At 56.3% G+C, this 18785-nt stretch carries 21 protein-coding genes and 1 tRNA gene; 8 read left to right on the forward strand and 14 right to left on the reverse strand.

All coding sequences use genetic code 11. The features are described from left to right. Positions 1-93: 93 nt before the first annotated feature. The 10 genes from ACFQUU_RS06300 to ACFQUU_RS06345 all read right to left on the reverse strand — a co-directional run bounded on the left by ACFQUU_RS06300 (position 94) and on the right by ACFQUU_RS06345 (position 8310). Positions 94-699 carry a hypothetical protein gene (locus ACFQUU_RS06300; protein ID WP_382244259.1) on the reverse strand — a complete coding sequence of 202 codons (606 nt, stop codon included), beginning with the start codon at positions 697-699 and terminating at the stop codon, positions 94-96. Positions 700-732: 33 nt separating this feature from the next. Further along, positions 733-1170 (reverse strand): hypothetical protein, encoded by a 438-nt coding sequence (locus tag ACFQUU_RS06305; protein WP_382244262.1) that lies wholly within the window; start codon positions 1168-1170, stop codon positions 733-735. A 165-nt stretch (positions 1171-1335) separates the two neighbouring features. Next, on the reverse strand, positions 1336-1650 hold the full coding sequence (flhD, locus tag ACFQUU_RS06310; protein ID WP_382244264.1) for a flagellar transcriptional regulator FlhD: 315 nt from the start codon (positions 1648-1650) through the stop codon (positions 1336-1338). Positions 1651-1669: 19 nt separating this feature from the next. Beyond that, positions 1670-1990, reverse strand: coding sequence for a type II toxin-antitoxin system PemK/MazF family toxin (locus tag ACFQUU_RS06315; protein ID WP_382244267.1), 321 nt, complete (start codon positions 1988-1990; stop codon positions 1670-1672). Further along, positions 1984-2238: an AbrB/MazE/SpoVT family DNA-binding domain-containing protein gene (locus ACFQUU_RS06320; RefSeq protein ID WP_382244270.1), complete on the reverse strand. Its 255-nt coding sequence runs from the start codon at positions 2236-2238 to the stop codon at positions 1984-1986. The genes ACFQUU_RS06315 and ACFQUU_RS06320 overlap by 7 nt, the downstream gene beginning before the upstream one ends. A gap of 342 nt (positions 2239-2580) precedes the next feature. Further along, positions 2581-3711, reverse strand: a complete 1131-nt coding sequence (locus ACFQUU_RS06325; protein WP_382244273.1) for a hypothetical protein — start codon at positions 3709-3711, stop codon at positions 2581-2583. A gap of 397 nt (positions 3712-4108) precedes the next feature. Then, entirely contained in the window at positions 4109-5359 is a 1251-nt protein-coding gene (locus tag ACFQUU_RS06330) for a murein L,D-transpeptidase family protein (RefSeq protein ID WP_382244276.1), read from the reverse strand. 20 nt (positions 5360-5379) lie between these two features. Beyond that, a complete protein-coding gene (locus ACFQUU_RS06335; RefSeq protein WP_382244279.1) occupies positions 5380-6504 on the reverse strand; it encodes a tetratricopeptide repeat protein in 1125 nt (374 codons plus the stop codon). Between the two features lie 329 nt (positions 6505-6833). Next, positions 6834-7469: a hypothetical protein gene (locus tag ACFQUU_RS06340; protein WP_382244282.1), complete on the reverse strand. Its 636-nt coding sequence runs from the start codon at positions 7467-7469 to the stop codon at positions 6834-6836. Positions 7470-7749: 280 nt separating this feature from the next. Beyond that, positions 7750-8310, reverse strand: a complete 561-nt coding sequence (locus ACFQUU_RS06345) for a hypothetical protein (RefSeq protein ID WP_382244285.1) — start codon at positions 8308-8310, stop codon at positions 7750-7752. Between the two features lie 128 nt (positions 8311-8438). Between ACFQUU_RS06345 and ACFQUU_RS06350 the strand changes: the two genes are divergently transcribed. Both ACFQUU_RS06350 and ACFQUU_RS06355 read left to right on the forward strand, forming a co-directional pair. After that, complete coding sequence (locus ACFQUU_RS06350) at positions 8439-10403, forward strand: response regulator (RefSeq protein ID WP_382244288.1); 1965 nt, start codon at positions 8439-8441, stop codon at positions 10401-10403. Between the two features lie 9 nt (positions 10404-10412). Beyond that, on the forward strand, positions 10413-10817 hold the full coding sequence (locus tag ACFQUU_RS06355; RefSeq protein ID WP_382244291.1) for a response regulator transcription factor: 405 nt from the start codon (positions 10413-10415) through the stop codon (positions 10815-10817). Here ACFQUU_RS06355 and ACFQUU_RS06360 read toward each other — a convergent pair. Further along, positions 10804-11799 (reverse strand): succinylglutamate desuccinylase, encoded by a 996-nt coding sequence (locus tag ACFQUU_RS06360; protein WP_382244294.1) that lies wholly within the window; start codon positions 11797-11799, stop codon positions 10804-10806. The two genes, ACFQUU_RS06355 and ACFQUU_RS06360, sit on opposite strands and share 14 nt — an antisense overlap. Positions 11800-12227: 428 nt before the next feature. Between ACFQUU_RS06360 and ACFQUU_RS06365 the strand changes: the two genes are divergently transcribed. Then, complete coding sequence (locus ACFQUU_RS06365; protein WP_382244297.1) at positions 12228-12545, forward strand: Mpo1-like protein; 318 nt, start codon at positions 12228-12230, stop codon at positions 12543-12545. 16 nt (positions 12546-12561) lie between these two features. Here the strand turns inward: ACFQUU_RS06365 and ACFQUU_RS06370 are convergent, their stop codons facing one another. Next, the gene (locus tag ACFQUU_RS06370) at positions 12562-13914 is read right to left on the reverse strand and encodes a YihY family inner membrane protein (protein WP_382244300.1); all 1353 of its coding nucleotides are present in this window, start codon (positions 13912-13914) and stop codon (positions 12562-12564) included. Here ACFQUU_RS06370 and wrbA point away from each other — a divergent pair. The 4 genes from wrbA to ACFQUU_RS06390 are packed head-to-tail and all read left to right on the forward strand — an operon-like array spanning position 13913 to position 16787. Further along, a complete protein-coding gene (gene wrbA, locus ACFQUU_RS06375; protein ID WP_382244303.1) occupies positions 13913-14521 on the forward strand; it encodes an NAD(P)H:quinone oxidoreductase in 609 nt (202 codons plus the stop codon). The genes ACFQUU_RS06370 and wrbA overlap by 2 nt on opposite strands. Then, positions 14521-14913 carry a DUF2069 domain-containing protein gene (locus tag ACFQUU_RS06380; RefSeq protein ID WP_382244306.1) on the forward strand — a complete coding sequence of 131 codons (393 nt, stop codon included), beginning with the start codon at positions 14521-14523 and terminating at the stop codon, positions 14911-14913. The genes wrbA and ACFQUU_RS06380 overlap by 1 nt, the downstream gene beginning before the upstream one ends. A gap of 8 nt (positions 14914-14921) precedes the next feature. Next, positions 14922-16328 (forward strand): FAD-binding oxidoreductase, encoded by a 1407-nt coding sequence (locus ACFQUU_RS06385; RefSeq protein WP_382244309.1) that lies wholly within the window; start codon positions 14922-14924, stop codon positions 16326-16328. Next, a complete protein-coding gene (locus tag ACFQUU_RS06390; protein ID WP_382244312.1) occupies positions 16329-16787 on the forward strand; it encodes a hypothetical protein in 459 nt (152 codons plus the stop codon). Between the two features lie 195 nt (positions 16788-16982). Here the strand turns inward: ACFQUU_RS06390 and ACFQUU_RS06395 are convergent, their stop codons facing one another. After that, complete coding sequence (locus tag ACFQUU_RS06395) at positions 16983-17153, reverse strand: hypothetical protein (RefSeq protein ID WP_382244315.1); 171 nt, start codon at positions 17151-17153, stop codon at positions 16983-16985. Between the two features lie 600 nt (positions 17154-17753). Here ACFQUU_RS06395 and ACFQUU_RS06400 point away from each other — a divergent pair. Next, positions 17754-18461, forward strand: coding sequence for a polysaccharide deacetylase family protein (locus ACFQUU_RS06400; RefSeq protein WP_382244318.1), 708 nt, complete (start codon positions 17754-17756; stop codon positions 18459-18461). A gap of 184 nt (positions 18462-18645) precedes the next feature. Here the strand turns inward: ACFQUU_RS06400 and ACFQUU_RS06405 are convergent. Further along, positions 18646-18722 (reverse strand) — tRNA-Arg (locus tag ACFQUU_RS06405). Between the last annotated feature and the right edge of the window lie 63 nt (positions 18723-18785).

The following is an 18785-nucleotide window of genomic DNA, read 5'->3' on the forward strand; positions in this document are numbered from 1 at the left end:
GTTGAGTGAGGACGACTACCGTTATGATCCGTCCGGCAAGCCTCGATTGGGGCGGGTTAGCTTGATCTTGGCGTGCCAGGTGACGATCAGTGTTTAAAAATACCAAGCGTAAGCAATCAACGCCGTAGTACAAATTATTGCGTGCAGACCGTAGATTAAAAGTTGCCTAGCACGGCTAGGTACCGCTTTCTTCGTTGCCGCTTCTGATTGCCCTTCGATTGCGGTATCAGATACTACAATCGAAGGACGAGTCTGTATTGACTGTGGTGCTGTCTGCTTAAGCTGTGCAACTTGTGACGCTGGCTCAATCCAGGGCGCGGCTGGCGCCACTGAGACTTCCTCACGTACCATATCAACCACCGGACGCGTCGACCGCTCCATCACCGGATCTGCTACCGCAGCCGGCCGACGGTTGTCCGCCGTAATCTTTTCCTTTTTCAGCAACAGATGCAGTTCCTGCACAGTCGGCTTGCGCTTGTGTTTCTGCGTCCAGGCATGAATCAGGTTGCCGTGCCCTTCGCCCATCAATGCATCGTGCAGTGCATTGCCCATCTCGCGGCCGCGAACGACCGCTTGTTCCAACTGTTTGTCATGAACGTTCCGTGCAAACTTGATGAGGTTGCGTGCGCGTACATGGTCGCGGCAATCGCGTAGTTCTTCTTCAAGGGCGTGGAAGTCGATCTGTGCGTCGATCTGCACGGGCGGATCGAGAATGATTTTGTGGCTGGCCTCTTAAAGGTCGAGCAAGGCGCGTACGGTGAAGTCAAGTTGCGGTTCGGCGCCACCACCATCCATGAATAGGCATGACTGCCTGTAGCCGCTGAAGAAGGACCCGAGCGGCTCGATGTCTGCCTTCAATAAGGAAAAAGGTTTACTCCACTCCGCGCCCTCCTTTCCTTCATCGAGTGGGATCAGGGCGGAGCGCATGCGCGGGATGCGGAATACCTTATCGATCCATTCACTGCGCAAGGACGCGGCGTCTACCACAGCGGCTTTAGAAAATTGTGCTGCACGGATGATGGGGGAAGCAGGATCATCCGTGGCGGTTTCATTGCGTATAGGCTCGTCGCGTGCCTGTTTTTTGCGCAACTCCAGCGCTTCCTTGTGGATGCGGTTCAGTCGTTCGGTTTCCCATTGCAGCGAGCTGTCGAGAATATCGAGAGCCTGCATGTCACTGCGCTCCGTCTGAAGAATGCCGGAGCGTGATCGCCTTGCGATGAGTGATGCGGATTGTGTGGACGGCAAGGTTGCTGTCCGCACCTCTTGAGGAACGGACAGTCATGAAGTTCATGACATTGCATCGATCGCGCATCACGCCGAACGACGTTCGGTTGTTCAGACCATTGCTTCCGGAGCCTGCGACGCCATGATGATGGAGGCGTGGACCGGAGCGTTGGATGCGCCTGCCTTGTCACGCAGCAGCGTGGACAGGATCGCGGTGTCGTTGAAGCGGAAGCGGGACAGCATGACGTTGCAGCCCGCCATTTTCAGGACTTGAGCGTTGCTCATGCCGGCAATCAGGTCAGCGATCTCGCCACTGATACCGAGACGAAAAATAGCCTCGGCGCGATCGTCGCGAATCATCTGTTGCGCAATCATCAGGTAACTCAGATTGACATCGCGGATCTCGGACAGGTAATCGTTAGCCATGTGAGTTCGGTCCTTATCTTTAATAAGCGAAAACTTCTTGTAATACTTCGAGTGTCTTGGCCATGGTGTCGTCGCCGATCATGCCCAGCTTCCGGATCAGTCGCGCCTTTTCCATCGTGCAGATCTGGTCCAGCAGGATCAGTCCCTGCTTGCCCATGAAATTTACCGGGATACGGAAAGGCGCCGGCATGTCATGCGTGCTCATGGGAGCAAGGATCAGCGTGCTCAAGTACTCGTCCATTTCTTCCGGCGAGACCACGACGCATGGCCAGCGTTGCTGCGTCACGCTGCCGATCGGTTTTCCGTAGTCGACAAGCCAAACCTCTGCCCGCTTTACCATGTAAATCCAGCGTCCTGTTCATTGGTGATCAGTGGCCATGCGATCACCTGTTCGGCATTGCCCGCGGCGATCTTCTGGCAGGCCTTCGCCCATCCTTCGCGAGATTTCTTCTTCGGCTTGCGAATGACGATCGTGTCGTCTTCGACTTCGATCTCCACCTCACCGATATCAAGACCGGTCTGCAACAAGAACGGCTTGGGGATCAGCACCCCTTGCGAATTACCCATCTTGCGGATTGCAGTCTTCATAGAAATCCCTTTAACAGTACGTTCCAACATAGTACAACTTATTTTCCATAGAGCAAATTTTTATTTGAACAATGTTGGAACAATGCAGCGTTGATTGCCACTTAGTATTTACGACCGTTCAAACCTTGTTCTAACTTTTGTATGTACTTTGTGGTTGAGCGGTGTAAATACAGTCCATGCGTGATGGTGGAAGGTTGAATTGAGGTAGGTTGGCCGGCTTATTGTTATAGCTTTTTGAAGCAGATAACTGCGGCCGTTTTGAAACGTGGTTAGTGCAATAGCACACAGATAAAGCATGTGCCGAAGGCGGGGACTTGACGGAGTTGTCTGACTGAGCTGTGTTTAATAAGCGTTGTTACCGGCGGGCTTGGTATAAGACGGGCAACCGTTGCGGCCCCACATGCCGTTACAAAGCTTCCATTTGCATTGCTCGCGGACGAAGATGTTGGAGGCCTGCTCGCAACGCGCCAGCATGACTTGGGTGCCATGAACCTTCGGTAACAGCCCTTCGCCGCCAGAGCGCGCCGTGGCAGTGTTTGAATTGCCTGACCCACTGGAAGCATTCGAGCCGGATCCATTCGATTTCTTTGCGACACGCGCCTCTTCTATGCGTCGTTTAGCCTCGGTCTTTTTTTTTAGCTCCTCGTCAGCTTGCTGGCGAATCCGCTCGATCTCAAGATTCTTGGCGACTTTCGGTTCAGGCTTCCGCTTTTGGGGGGCGACGGAAGGTTTTGGATCGGACTTCTCGGGCTGGGTTTCTTCCTTGCTGGCCAATGCCGGCAGCGTGTCCTTTTCTTTCGGCGCATCAGGCTTGGCGACCTGAGATGTCGGTATTTCCTGACGGCTTGGCGCGGCCGATTCTACCGATGTGCTGGTCGACGACCGCGGCGTCGGCTCCGATTGCACATCCATTTCATCCACACTGTTGCCGGATGAGTTCGCGATCGGGCTTGAGCGCTGGTTGCTTGCCGACGCGAGCGGCGGGACAACAGCCGGCAGATCATCCGCGTCATCCGGCGGCGGTGCGCCATCATACGGAAGCTCACTGGGGCTGATGCCGCGGACTCCGGTGCCGTGCCCCGGCGCTGTCAGTTTGCGGGCTTCGGCCAGCGGAGGCAGCAACGGCGTGCTGCTGCTGATTCCCGGAACGCTTTGGGCCCTCGGGCTGGACTGATGGCCGACCCACCATGCGGATCCGAGGCCGACACCGGCACCGACGATAAAGACCATCGCCATGTAAGCAAGGCGCGGCAGCCGGCGACGTGGCACATTGGGTTGTTCGTACCTCGCATAACGTTCCGCATATTCACGCTGGAATTGCTCGTAGGCTGGATTGACCTGCGACGTGCCCTGGGGATCGCTAGCCCCATCAACAGTCGGTTCAACCCGTGGCTGCGCGCCAGCATGCACCGCCGGGCCGGTGTTTCGGCGATCAGGATCGGTCGATGATGGTGGTGGGGTAAAGCCGGTCAAGTAGCGGGTCCTCCGGAGAAGCTTGGCATAGTCAGGTCGGGCGATAGCGGCTACCGTTGCCGTGTGCTCTCCCCAGACCGGCCTCGTGGAACTGTGTGAATACGCAGAACGCGACGGCAAGTCGTTTGAGGAGGTGGGCTTATTGCGTGAGGGGCAAATCCTGACAAAGCCGGGATGTTCTGCCCTGCAATATCGGTATCGCATAGCGGCCGGGTCTGATGAATCGGTTGCGTATATTCACAAAGACAACCAGAGGCAACAGTGGTTCAACAGCTTAGCGCCGGTGAGCGCCGTGTGCTATCGATTTAATCGATTAAGTGGAAGCTTGTTGATGAAAATCATTAGGAAAGGAAAGCTTGCGGGAGGGTAGCAAACCCGCTTTTCACCATCTCTTCGACTACAGGTTCAGCTCGTAAATGATTTTCCATTGAGCACCTTCCTTTGCCCAGTATTGCCGCTTTCGTAGCGAGGTCCTGGCCTTACCCATTTGTGCGTCCTGGGTAAAGGTACTCACGATCATGTCGTCGCGACCGGGATAGAAGAAGTGCGTGACATCGCGTAGCTTAATAGACAGTTCGGTGATTGTACCGAGTGATTTCTGATGCTTGGCAAGCCAGGTGTCGACATCTTCGCCTTGATCTGACTTGAACTGGCGTGAATATTGAGAAGCGACTCGTGACGGGTTCAGGCTTTCCACATCACGCCGCCAGTTATCGACCAAGCGTATCGCAATGTTGCGATCGCTCTCCCATTTCGCTTTGTTGACAAAGTCGATGCTTTCGCTGATCACGATCGGAGTTTTTCCGATTTCCACCGAATTCGCCAGCCTGTAGAGGTCTGGATTGGTCAGTACAACGCAACCATCGGATGAGAGAGGCGGACGGCTGAAGCTGTCCGAAGGCGTGCCATGCAGCCAGATGCCTGAACCGCTGCGGCCGTTGAACTTGTCCCACTCATTGGGATAGTTGATCGGCAGTGCACCAGAACCGTAGAAATCCGGCAGGCGTGAGCCCGCAAGGTGACTCGTGATGTAATACACACCGACCGGAGTTTTCTGGTCCCCAGTCTTAAGTTTGTTGACACCAAACTTGCCTTGGCTGACGTAGTAGTCGGTCACCAGTTTGAGCTGGCCGGCGTGGTGCTCATAGACATAGAGGCGCGAACGCTTGGCATCCACCAGAAGCACGTGCTTCTGGTCATCGCGAAGCTGCAGCACCTGACGCGGCAGCATACCGGCGTCCGGACGCTCACGCAGGGAGCGCAGGCGAACCATCGCTTCTTCTCGCAGGTTCTTAAGCTTGTCTTCAGGCCCTTCGACCGCTCCCAATGTAGTGACGGGTCGCGTATGCATCAAAAGCAGGTCGCCGCGGATCAGGTGGCCCAGACGGAAATTGGGGTACGCCGCAACGAGGCGATCGGCTTTCTCAAGCGCTGCGCGCAAATGGTTGGCGCCGAGCTCCTTGTAGACGTCGATCAGCAATACTTCAGGGTCGGGCTTGCTCGCCACCGCTTGTGCGGCCGCCATTGTTTGTGCGCGCACCGGTGGGTTGCCTGCCAAGACACCGGACGAAATCGATGCCCCGGCCGCGAGCAGGCAAGACAGCCCGACATACCAGAGACGCTTGCGGCCGGTAGACGATGGACGCATGGTAAGTTGGAGGCACAACATCAGCTACCCGTACTCTCCTGCTTGATCTTCCATTTTCCACCCTGCTTGTTCAAGACCAGGGTCTTGCGTGTATTGGCGGTCAGGCGATCAGAAACATATACCTGGCGGAATTTGACTGTGGCCGTGTTGCCGTTAATGATGACTTGCGGCTTTTCGACCTTGACGTTGATCCGCCCCTTGCCCACGATACGACTGCGGCGTTCCTCTTCCCACGTTTTACGCTGCTGGCCATTCGGCGCCTGGAAATCGGAACCATAGGCATTCAGGTAAGACTTCACATCCTGCGAGCTCCATGCCTTGGCCCAGTCATTCACCGTGTCCATGACCTCGTCGCGCTCGGCATTTTCTGCTCCAGACGTGGCCGTCGGTTTCGTTGCCGGCTTGGCTACGGCGACTTGTTCGGGCGGCGCGGGCTTGGTGTCCGGGGCGGGAGCTGGCTGCACCGGCGCAGCGACAACCGCATCTGGCGCTTTAGCCGGTGTCTTAGCGAGCCCTGGTGCCGGCGCAGCCGCAACCTTGGTATTGTTGCCGTTGTTGTTGCCGGCATTTGCGTTGACATTGGCTTGCGTACTGCCATTGATGTTGCCCACCAGCGAACGTACCAGCGTCAGCTTGGATTTTGCGGCGGAATTGCCTGAGTCAAACTGAAGCGCCTTGTCGTATGCCTGGCTTGCCAGCTTGGCATGCACGTCACCGAGGTTCTCATAAGCGGTGGCGTAACTCGGATTGGTCCTGATCGCCGAGTCGAGTGCCGCGCGTGCCTTGTCGTATTGCCCTGCCGCTGCGTACAGCACGGCGAGGTTGTTATACGGCTCCGGCAGGGTCGGGTAGTCTTCGGTCAGGCGCGAAAAAATGGTAATCGCTTCGGCCGACTTGTTCTGCTCGGTGAGAATCACACCCTTCAAAAACCGCATTTGTGCATCACGCGGATTTTTGTTCAGGAAGACATTAGCCTTGCTCAGTGCTTCTTCGTATTGTCCGGCGCGCATCAGTTTGCCGACATCGGCAATATCATCGGCGAATACCGGAGCCGCCAGTGCAACCATCAAGCCGGCGACCGCGACGGATTTGTAGATGACAGGATGCAAATGAGTGGTAAACATGCGGCGGGACAAAGATGTCATGGTTTGAATGGGTGTTATTTTGCAGCAAAAAAGGCCGCAGCGATACAAGAGTTCGCCGGAAGCAACTTAAAGCAGATTTCACGACAACAGGGGCCGAGGACGCGTGCAGACGATATTTGACAAAGCGGCAAGAAGCGTCAATAGCACCTTCATCATGCTGAACCGCGGCATTCTAACCCTCAGAAAGGCAATACGCTATTTGGAGGTGGCACCAAAAACAAGAAATGGTTAGTGCGTGCGGGTAGGCAGGCGTCTACTCTTGGCGGGGAGACAAGATGCAAGCTAACGTGGCATGGTTTTCCGCCATGCCACTCGACCGCCTGCGTGGCTTATTTGCCGGACTTGGCTCGTGCCTGATCAGGCGCGCTGCTGGACGGACTCAATATATAGGTCATTTGCAGCCTGGACGGCACCACCGGCATTGCCGGCGCTGCCTCGCCTACCGTTACAGGTGAAGCGGGGACTACGGAGCCGCTCGATATAGCGCGGGATACACTGCTCACGTCGGCGAACTCCATATGCCAGCCGGTGGCAACCGTCACGCCAATACCAGCCACGAAGGCCACGCCGCCGATCAATGCGGCCACCGGCCTGCGAATACCGGTGTGACGTACGGCGGGTACCGGCGAATCAGCAATGACCCCCTTGGACCGCACGGTCCACGCATCGGTCTTTTCCTTGTCGCTGCGCATACGGCCGATCAGGTCTTTTGCAATTGCTTCCACTTCGGCGCGGACGTGCTCACATTGCTGCTTCAGCGCGTCGGCCTGCTTGGCGCTGGCATCAGCGTATTCCTTCTGCCGCCGCCCTGCCTCCAGGGCCCGGCATTCAGCATCGACACGCAATTGTTCAGCCGCGTGCGCTTCGATTTGTGCACCCAGGCGCTGCGCTGCCAGTTCGGCAGCTTCACGCTCAGCGACTGCGCGTTGTTCGGCCTCTCCATGAGCGATCGGCTCAGCGCGCACACGTTCCCGGATCGCTTCGAGTGCCTGCTGCTCGGCCTTGGCACGCGCGCTTTCCAGCCGTGCCAGTTCAATTGCTTCGCGTGCTTTCGCTTCGACGGCGTCGGCGGCTGCCGGGCTGCTTTTTCTCGACGCTCCTGCTCGCGCGCCAGATCGGCAATGCGCGCATCAGCCCGTGCACGGGTTTCGGCTTCCTGGCAAGCGGCTTCGGTCGCGGCAATCCGTTGCACGGCTTGCCAGCGGGCCACTTCAGTTTCCTGTGCAAGTTCTTCAGCCACCGCCATCACTCGGGCGACAAGTGGGATTGGGTGGCGATGTGTTTGGCCGCGCGCTCACGGGCTTCACGTTCCGCACGGGCACGCTCGTCGGCGACGCGCCGAGCTTGCGCATCGACTTCGGTGCGTGCACGCAATTCATCGATTTCGCGCTTGACCGCGGCGGCAAGCGCTTCGATGCGTACGTGTTCTTCCGCCAAAGCACGGGCGCGCTCCTCTGCGCGGGAGCGGTTTTCGGACGCGACCGTGGCCTTGGCTTCCGCTTCGACCTTTGCAATGGACTCGCGGATCGCTTTGAGGTCGGGTCCCCAATTGCGCAGGTCAGCGCTGGCGGCACGCTCTTCGTTATCCCGGGCACCCACGGCCGCCCTTTCCACCTCCCTCTCCGGGCCATCGTCCTGGAGCTTGAGTGTGTTGAGCGATGCCTGATTGGTGTCTATCTTTTCGCTCCCGCCGGGTAGGGATTCCGGCGGAATTATTGTTATGCCATGGGCCGGAATTTCATACCATGCATTATCAAGCTCCGGAAGAAAAACCTGTGATGGAAAAGAGACGGATTTCCGATCCATTCCAGGGAAATAGTTCCCATAGAGACGGGAAGACAGGCTTGGGTAAATCGTATTACAGTAGCCGTTTCTGGAAAACAGCCATTTGCCGGCGCCATTCCGCAACCGATTACAGCCCATCAGGACCGAACGTGCAGCAAGAACAAGACAGCCCCTCCTCTGCAATGCCTTTGTCCGCGACTGCGAATACCAATGCAGCGGCAGCGCCTGCCGCCGATCCCAGCGCCCTTTCCATGGGCAGTCTGCTCGCCGACATGAACCACGACATCCGCACATCGATGAACGGGATTGTCGGCATGCTGGAATTGCTGCTCGAAACCGGCCTGACCGCCGCGCAGCATGAGTACGCCCGGATTGCCCAGAACAGTGTCGATACGCTGCTGCAGGTCATCGAACGCATCGTTGACCTTTCACTACTGGAATCCAATCAGTTCAGCCTGACTCAACTTCCCTTCGATCTCCTGAGCGAACTACAGCAAGCCTGTGCCGACAAGGCTACCGCAGCCGAAGAGAAAGGCTTGCAACTCACCATCGCTTATCCGCAGACAGCTTTGCTGACCGGTGATCCGGTACGGTTACGCCAGGTGGTTGGCATCCTGATCGATACCGCAATCCGGGTTGCCGAACATGGCGAGATCCGGGTCGGCACGGAACTGCAAGTCGAAGCCGGCATGGGGAAACTCAGAATGGCGGTGCATGCCAGTGGGCCGTCTGAAGCTGGCGAACAATTGACATCCGCCTTGAACCAGCCGCTGCTGACCGGCATTGCGGCACTCAAGGTACACGGCAAAAATGCCGTCGAACTGGCGCTGTGCGTACGGCTTGCGCGATTGATGGGCGGCAGCGTGAGCGTCGATTGCTCGCCGCGCCTTGGCGCCAACTTCCGCTTGCTGCTCGACATTCCGCTGGCGGCTGCCGTAGTTGCGGGATTACGAACGCTGGTATTGGCAGATACGCTGGAGAAGTGGCAGCCTGTGCTTGCATCGCTTACTGCCCAAGGCATGCAGGTCGATACCGCAACATCGGTAATGGAGGGTCTTGCCGCCTTGCGTGCCGCAGCTGACAAGCATGCGCCGTATCGGATCGTGATGTTCGAGCGCACGGTCGGCGGCATACAGGCCGACATGCTGGCGACGGCTGTGCGCAATGACGCGTCTTATGCGCACTGCGGCTTGGGAATCCTTGCCGATACGGCAGGACCGGAGACTTACCGACTTTTGCGCGAGGGCTTTGATACCCTCATCATGCCGTCGATGACACCGATTGCCTTGATGAATGCGGTTTTCCGGCTTGCAGGGCTGGCTACGCGGCAGATTCCCGTAACATCGGGCGCCAACGGCAAGGATTTCGAGCAAAGCGCCGAAAACCTGCAAGGCAAACGCGTGCTGGTTGCCGATGACAATCTGGTCAATCAACAGGTAGCCATGCGCATGCTTGAAAAGATCGGCTGCAAGGTCGACCTTGCGATCAACGGCCACGAAGCGGTCCACATGCAAAAGACCCGGCACTATGATCTGGTGTTGATGGATTGCGACATGCCGCAGCTGGATGGTTATGAGGCAACAGGACAGATTCGCCGGCTGGAGGGTTCGGCCAAGCATGTGCCGGTGATTGCGCTGACCGCCTGTACTACGGAGGAAGAGCGCGACAAATGCTCGGCGGCGGGCATGAATGACTTTCTGTCCAAGCCGATACGCCCCCAGACACTCAAGGATATGCTGGCTCGCTGGATGCCGCGCGCGTTGCAAGCGGATATGGTGTCGTCCGACGTTGCCGGCGACGAGCTGGAAGCCATGCGGGAAATGTTTGGCGCTGACTTTGCCGAACTTGCGACGCTCTACCTCAACGACAGCCCTCCCCGCATTCAGGCTTTGCGCCACGCCTCTGAAGTTCGTGACGCACAGATCATCGCCAAGGTGGCGCATGCGTTTGCCGGCAGCAGCGCGTCGATCGGAGCGATACGGCTCTCGGCGTTGTGCAGCGAACTGGAAGCAGCGGCAAAGACCGGCCTGCCCGAAGATCTTGCGAACCGCTTATCGATTATCGACACTGAATATGCGCGGGTGAGCAGCAAGCTGCACACCCTGCTCGGATAAGGAACGCCGATGACGCCCCTGCAGACACCATTCAGGATCGTGATTGCGGACGACGACAGTACGACCTGCAGCGTGTTGAGACTGCTGCTGCAGGAGCACGGCCATCTGGTCATTGGTGAGGCGCACGATGGCGAAAAGGCGGTTGATATGTGCGAGATACACAAGCCGGATATTGCCTTCCTCGATATACAGATGCCGCGCCTGACTGGTCATGACGCTGCCCGACGTATCGTGGAGCGCACGCCGGATGTCGGCATCATCATCGTCAGCGCAGTGCCGACCTTGGAGAACGTGCAAGCTGCTTTACAGGCCGGCGCCGCCAGTTTCGTCGTCAAACCATTCAATGCGGTCAAGGTAGTCGATGCAATCGAGCAGTGTCGGCGCCAGAAAATGCTGCAATCTAGCTCTCCCTGACCACCATCAACCCCGCCCTGAAGCCCGCACGAACACCAGGATTGGGAAACACCACGTATTCGGTTGCGTTGCCTACCTTGTACTCAATGTTGGTGTCGCGGGCAATCAATTCGCCCGGCTGCAATGGCGTGAAGTTTTTTGTGTTTTGGTCGAAACTCATGCTGAATGCATCGCTGCTCTTGATCAGTTCCTGCTTCACCCGGAATATTGCAGGTGCGCTTGCACGGTCCGGAATACCGCTCGACAAGAAGTGCTTCAGCGCATCGGCCGTGTCTGCAAAACGGCTCAAGTCGTTACTGCCCAGCGCCGCCACCTGGCCAAGTTCAAGCGTGGCACTGCTCGCGCCATGTCGCTCTGCCGTATAGGCACTGAAGGTCCCGGCCGACGAGGGGCTCAGAATGACAGCTTCGATTGCCGCCTTGCCTAACCAGCCGAGCAAGACATCGCGATTCCGTTCCGGCATTCCGGCCGGCACGACGGCGAAGGTAGAGTAATGCGACGCGCGAATCGCGGTGTGCAGGTCGAGATGCCACTTGTCTGCATCCGGGGCGCTGAAGAACGAAGCCGTAGCGCGCATGATCTGGTCCGCGCGTTCCGCTTCGGCGGTCCCTTGTAAATCACCGCGATCGCTGCGCTCTATGCGAAACAGGCGGTTAAGATCGGCGTCGATGTAGCGCTTGCCTGCGGCAATCGCAGCGAGATTGCCGACGACGATCATGAGGTCCACTCCCAGGCGGCGTGGTGCTCCGGCAAACTCGTGAAGGATGTGACCCAGCATTTCCAGCGGTGCGGTCTCATCACCATGCACGCCGACGGACAATAAGATACGCGGACGGGCACGCATGCCCGCCGACGCTGAAATCTGCAGGACCCCGCGTGAGGGTACCCTGACGGACATGCCGGCGTTGGCGAACGTATCGGCAAGGTCTGTGAAATCACCAGTGGCAAGCGCGGTGATGGTTTCCTCAGCGCTTTGTTTCATATTGTCTTTCATTGATTAATGGGATGTCCCTTCAGATCATTCATTGCCCGGATCCGTTTTACCCTCACTTTGGCGACGTAGAAGATAACTACACCGAATGGTTGAAGTGTGCCCGACCTGTCGACCACTGTCTTGCGACAGCGCGACGTCGATTTACATTCCCACGACTGGTGGTCTTTCGTTGCGCTTGAGCGCTTACGTACTCGGAATTTCGGAGCATGATAGACGGGTTGGCGCCGTCTAAAATTCTCTTGAAAGCAGCACCAGCAGAAGTTTATTTTCTTCTTGGTCGTATCGTGTCGATTGGAACAATGAAGTGAGGGTGATGTTGCAAAAGATAAGCAGCCAGAATTGGCGCAGAGAATTTAGGTTGCATCCATACCAGTCCCGGACTACTCTGAAGTATGTCTATTGCCAGGAGAAACGTGATGGCCAGTGTCATGCAGCGTGAGTACGCATCCTTTGCGGAATTCTATCCGGTCTATCTCGCTGAGCATTCCAACCGCACTTGCCGGGAATTGCACTTCGTCGGTTCCACTCTTTCCCTGATTTTTCTAGGTGCCCTGCTGCTTACAGGCAACTGGTGGTGGCTGCTCGCCGCGCTGGCATCCGGATACGGCTTCGCCTGGATCGGGCATTTCGCTTTTGAAAAAAACCAGCCCGCAACCTTCAAACATCCGATTTATTCTTTCATGGGTGATTGGGTGATGTATTGGCAGATGCTGACCGGTCAAGCGTCGTTCTAGCCTATGTTTGGCAGTCTCAAGTGACAGTTGCGCCGACCTTGCCCGAAACAAAATAGTCGGCAAGGCTGGTGTGCAAACCCTGCTCTACCGCAGCCTCTACCCGCTTTGCCAGGACCGCGTTTCCGCCTGTATTAAAGACGAACAGGCGATACACATCTGCTACTCGCAGCTGCGCGGGATTAGCCAGCAGGACCCAGGTATCCAGCCCCTCTGCTATCCGTTTGCCAATGCGTACGCGCCGCGGTAATTCCGCCTTGATGCGACCTACCCAACCGGCATCGAGCATCTGTTCAAGCAGCGACTCCGACTCATCAAAACCCAGGCGCGTGAGCGCACGAAGCGTTCGGGCGTCAACTGCCGCATTCTGTCCATTCGACCTCGCATCATGCAGAACCGTCAGGATGGACATGGCGTCGATGAAGGCACTTCCTGGTGTGGGAATGTGCCACCATCGTTCATACTTCACGATCGGCAAGGCAGCAGCCAGCACGCCTCCCATCAGCGTGATCATCCACGACACATAAATCCACAGCAAGAAGATCGGGATAGCAGCCAGCGCCCCATACAAGACGGTATAGGCAGGAAACTTGGTAATGAAAATGACGAAGACCCGCTTGGCAATCTCGAAAGCAGCCGCAGCAAGCAATCCGCCGCAGGCTGCATCGCGCCAGTCGACGAAACGGTTCGGCACTGCAAGGTACAACAGTGTGAACGCCCCCATGGTCAGGAGGACGGAGAGGATGGTATAAAAGGTTGCGCCGATCAGCGGAAAACTGACGACAAAGCCGTTCGTCGCGCTGAACAAGTCGGACGTAAAAGTGATCGACGCGCCGATCAGCAATGGTCCCAGGGTAACGATCGCCCAATAGATCACCAGCCTCTGCGAGATGGGCCGTGGCGTCTTGACGCGCCAGATATGATTGAACGCCCGGTCGATGGTCAGCATCATCACGACCGCAGTCAGGATCAGGCCGACAGCACCGATGGCAGAGAGCCGCGTAGCCTTGCTGGCGAACTGGTTGAGGTAGCCCAGAATGTTATTGGCGATCCCCTTGGGCATCAGGCTCTTGATGAAATAGGCTTCCAGACCGGCACGAAAGGTGTTGAACAAGGGAAATGTCGTAAAGATCGCGAATGCGATGGCAAACACCGGCACCAGTGCCAGCACCGTCGTGAAGGTAAGACTGCCGGCGACCTGAGGCAGACGTTCTTCATGGAGACGGCGGCGGGCAAACTGGAATAAACCGCGCACGTCATCCACCGGAAAATTCCGGAAGATCTGGAGATTGAACGGGAAAATCCGTCTGACTGGCTGCGGTTGTGGCATTCGTGTCTGGGTGCTTGGAAACCATCCTATAATACCAAGCATGAATTCGCCTGATCTTCCTATCCTCGTTTTATATTATTCCCGGCATGGATCGACCCGCAAACTGGCAGAGCTGATCGCCCAGGGGATTGAGAGCGTCCGCGGCTGCGAAGCCCGCTTGCGCACCGTGCCGGCCGTGTCCACCTTAACCGAAGCCACCGAACCCGACATTCCCGCCGAAGGTGCTCCGTACGCGGACCAGCGTGACTTGGAGGAATGCGCCGGCCTTGCTATGGGATCGCCTACCCGCTTCGGCAACATGGCTGCTGCGATGAAGTATTTTCTCGACGGCACATCGACGCAATGGCTGTCCGGCGCCCTGTCGGGCAAACCCGCCTGCGTCTTCACCTCGACGGGCAGTCTGCACGGCGGACAGGAGTCAACCCTGCTGTCAATGATGATCCCGCTGCTGCATCACGGCATGCTCGTCATGGGCGTGCCCTATACCCATCCACAGCTGATGACGACCAGCAGCGGCGGAACACCGTATGGGGCCAGTCACTGGTCGGGGGCCGACGGCGCTAACGACCTCTCGGACGACACGCGGATTCTGACTATCGCCCTCGGCAAGCGCCTTGCCGAAACCACTGTTCGATTGAGGGGTGTCTGATGCAGACTCGCTTTCAGCAAGGATGTTACTTTGGTGCGACGATCAGCCTGATCGCATTGATCCTGCTCTGCGTGGCATGGGAACTGGTGCTAGCTCCGTTGCGCCCTGGCGGTTCATGGATGGTGCTCAAGGTATTGCCACTGCTGCTTCCCTTACGTGGCATCCTGAAGCGGAACATCTACACGATGCAGTGGTCTTCCATGCTGATCCTGTTGTATTTCACCGAAGGGATCGTGCGCGCGACGAGCGACAAGGGCCTTTCCGCTACGCTGGGTTGGGTAGAGGTCGCACTGGTCTGCGTATTTTTTGTTTGCATCGTTCTTTTTCTGCGTCCTTATAAACAGGAAGCAAAAAGAATTGCGCAGCAAGCCATCCAAAAAGCTTCCAAATAAGCATAGCCATGAACGATTTCCTGAGTAGCTGCCGCGACGTGGTCGGCGCAGCCAACGTGCTGACCGAAACAGCAGACCTTGAACGTTACTTAACCGACTGGCGCCGCCGCTACACCGGCCGCGCGCTCGGGGTGGTTCGTCCAGCCAACACCGACGAAGTCGCCGCGATCGTCCGGCTATGCAACCTGCACCATGTGCCGCTGGTCCCGCAAGGTGGCAACACCGGACTGGTACTGGGCAGCGTGCCCGACCAAAGCGGCAATGCCATCGTGCTGTCACTCTCCCGCATGACGCGCATCCGCGCCACCGACACTATCAACAACACCATGACGGTCGATGCGGGCTGCATCCTTGAACAGATCCAGAATGCGGCCGCGGAAGCCGGTCGCCTGTTCCCGCTGTCACTTGCTGCGGAAGGAAGCTGCACCATCGGCGGCAACCTTGCTACCAATGCGGGCGGTACCGCGGTACTTCGTTACGGCAATACGCGCGAACTCTGCCTGGGGCTCGAAGTCGTCACCGCACAAGGCGACATATGGAACGGCTTGCGCGGTCTCCGCAAGGACAATACCGGTTACGATCTGCGTGATCTGTTTATCGGCGCCGAGGGTACGCTGGGCGTGATCACCGGCGCCGTACTCAAGCTCTTTCCGCAACCGAAAGCCCAACTCACGGCACTGGCTGCGATGAAATCGCCTGAAGAAGCGCTACGTTTCCTGTCGATGGCGCAGGAACGTTGCGGCGCGGCGCTGACCGGTTTTGAGTTGATGTCTGACTTCTGCTTGACCTTGGTCACCAAACACTTCCCGCAGATGCGTCTGCCCTTCCCGCAGTCCTATCCGCAATACGTCCTGCTGGAACTATCGGACAGCGAGTCGGAAGAACACGCCAACGACATGCTCGAGGGCTTGGTATCCGAAGCGCTAGAACAAGTCATCATCGACGACGCCGTCATTGCATCGTCGATTGCACAATCCAGGGCTTTATGGAATTTGCGTGAACATATTCCGCTGGCACAAGCCGAGGAAGGCAAGAACATCAAACACGATGTTTCGGTGCCGATTTCACGCATCGGTGAATTTATTCGTGTCACCGATGTGCTGCTTGCAGAGCAGTTCCCGGGTTGCCGCATGGTGACCTTTGGTCATCTCGGGGACGGCAACTTGCACTATAACGTTTCGCCGCCTGAGAACGCATCGCCGGATGCCTTCATCGAAAGCCAGCCGGCAATCAATCGCGTAGTGCACGACAGCGTGCATGCATTTGGCGGTTCGATCTCGGCGGAACATGGTCTCGGCGCGTTGAAGCGTGACGAGGTCCGGGCCTACAAGTCTGAGGTGGAGTTGGGACTGATGCGTACACTGAAGCAGGCGCTGGATCCGTTGAATATCATGAATCCAGGGAAGGTTATTTAAGTGCGCATTTATTTTTTATGTGGCTCGTTAGTTGCCAGCCTTCTCTGCATTTCCATGCCAGCGTACGCGATCTACCGCTGCGAAGCTTCAGGCAAAATCAGCTATAGCGACATGCCATGCCCAGGTGCGAGACAACTTGAAATCAGGGACTCGCAAATCGACAGCCCGTCAAGCGCAAAAAAACAGCATATTGAGAACAAAAAGGCTCTTGAGAAGGTGGAAAATGCCCGCCATAGAGAAACCGAGGCCCACTACAAGGCGCAGCAGCGCGTAGGAAAACAGCGAGCGGCATTGGAGAAGAAGTGCGCCGCATTATCGCGACGCCAGCAATATGCCAGCGAAGATGTTAGGACAGCCCCCCAAAAGTCCGTAGAGAAGGCCCGGCGTAAGGCAAATCGGATCACGGAGCAGTATGAAGCAGAGTGCAAGGCAAGGCGGTCCGAGTTATTGGCAAGTTAAAGCCTATTGATTCGAGTGCCTTGGCTTACGCTGGAAAGCAGAGATTAAAAAGCCATATTGGCATATGCTCGGGAAGGGCATTCAAATTCATACTGCCCGAGATTCTGCCCGTTATTCATTAATACGATATTTATTCGGCACCCGACATGACTGTGATTTGCATTCACGGTCATATGCGCGATTTTCCCCGGCTCTTTAGCAGATGCCTGCACTGCTCCTTTTTTGCGAGATAGAGGTTTCTTGCCGTATCAGCTTTATATCGTACTGCACACTCATTTCTTCTGCAGTACGTACATACGGGATGACCTTAATGTCTTCACCAAACCGTTCTGCAGCCAGCCAGACGTCAATATCGACGGGAATCATATAAGCTTTCGTGTAGAAAATGCTTTTGCATTGTTGTCTCGGCCACTGATTTGATTAACCGTCACTAATGAACTGCAAACGCCGGCTTGACAATTCTTGAATCGCATAAGTGCGCATGCAAGTGGTATGAGCAGGGCTGTTACGTAAGTGAACGGTTTTGCACAGGCATTACGGAGGCGGCCAACTTGGTGCAGGGCTTGACTTGTTCAAGCATCACTGAATTCAAGAATCTTGTCTTGGATAAAGCTTGCTTAAGACCTCGACGCAACATTTGCCATGAGTATTTGCGGTGTTCTAACTAAATGCACACACGGAAAGCACAAGTATCCACCGCGATTTAATAACGCAATCACTTTAGTTGACCTTAGTCAATTATTTACTTCCGGTTACTTTGTAATCTTAACGACAGGAAAACATTGCTATGGTAAAAACATGCCGAACTGCATTCCAATCTTGGTCTACCACCGGATCGATAATGAAAAATTATCGACGTCCACGTCTCCAGCAGTATTTGCTAGTCACCTCGAATGGTTGTCCAAGCGTGGATGGAGGTCGTTAACGGCTAGTGAATTAGATTTCTATGCCGCCCGGGGAAAAAGCATGCCGGCCAAGTCCTTTTTACTGACCTTTGACGACGGCTATGAAAGTGTTTTTTTAGAAGCTCTCCCTGTATTGAAAAGCTTTAACTTTAGTGCCCTTTGTTTCCTTTCCACAAAATCAATCAGGCATTCGGTAGTGTCGAGTTCGTCCGTCTCGCACGGTGACCCCGGATTTCTATCATGGCAGCAAATCAGGGAAATGCAGTCCGGTGGATGGATGGAGTTTCACTCCCATACGCATGAACACCGGTCGCTGTCTGATCTGACCCGCAACGAGTTGACCCAGGATCTCGCAACATCGCTCGACCACCTCACACAAGAGTTAGGACTGCCTAGCTCACATTTCCGCCACCTAGCATGGCCGTGGGGAGAGTCGCACGATGAGTCGCGCCAGATTGCCGCAAGGTTCGGTTTCCAGTACCAATACACGGTTGCTCGTTCCGGCTTTTTACATAGTTCGCCGTTGCAGAATGTGCCGCGCACCTGCTACGACGGCGCAACGCTTACCAACTTCGTTATCCAGTTCCAATTGCAGACCGGCATGTGCTCCAGCCTCTGGCATGCCGGCTATCCCTTGGCAAGGAAAGTTCGCCGCCCGGGATTCACCATCGCCTTTCGGGAAGAGGCTGGGAGCGTACAGGTTACCGCTCCTCTCCGGACTGGCCTTCCCTCGCAGCGTGATGCCCACAATATGGGTAAAGCCGGCTAGCCGCCAAGTATGGTCTTTCCTGCTGCAGCTTCGCTATACCTTGAGTTGGAAGATAAAGAAGATCACTGCGAACCAAATATGCTGTCGCTGGGCCGATTGAAAGGGATTGTGTTTCCAGATTGAATAGCAAGCCCGATGCAAATAGCACAACGTAAGCAATCGCTATCAGCGCAAGTGATAGAAGTGGCCTGCCCAGCAGGAGTCGAACCTGCGACCTACGGCTTAGAAGGCCGTTGCTCTATCCAACTGAGCTATGGGCAGCCTGTACTGCGACGCGAAGGCTTTTAGAGAATCTGAAGCCCTCACAGTGAAGGACGTCGGCAA

This window comes from Herbaspirillum sp. GCM10030257, from assembly GCF_042666555.1.
Classification (GTDB): Bacteria; Pseudomonadota; Gammaproteobacteria; order Burkholderiales; family Burkholderiaceae_D; genus Noviherbaspirillum.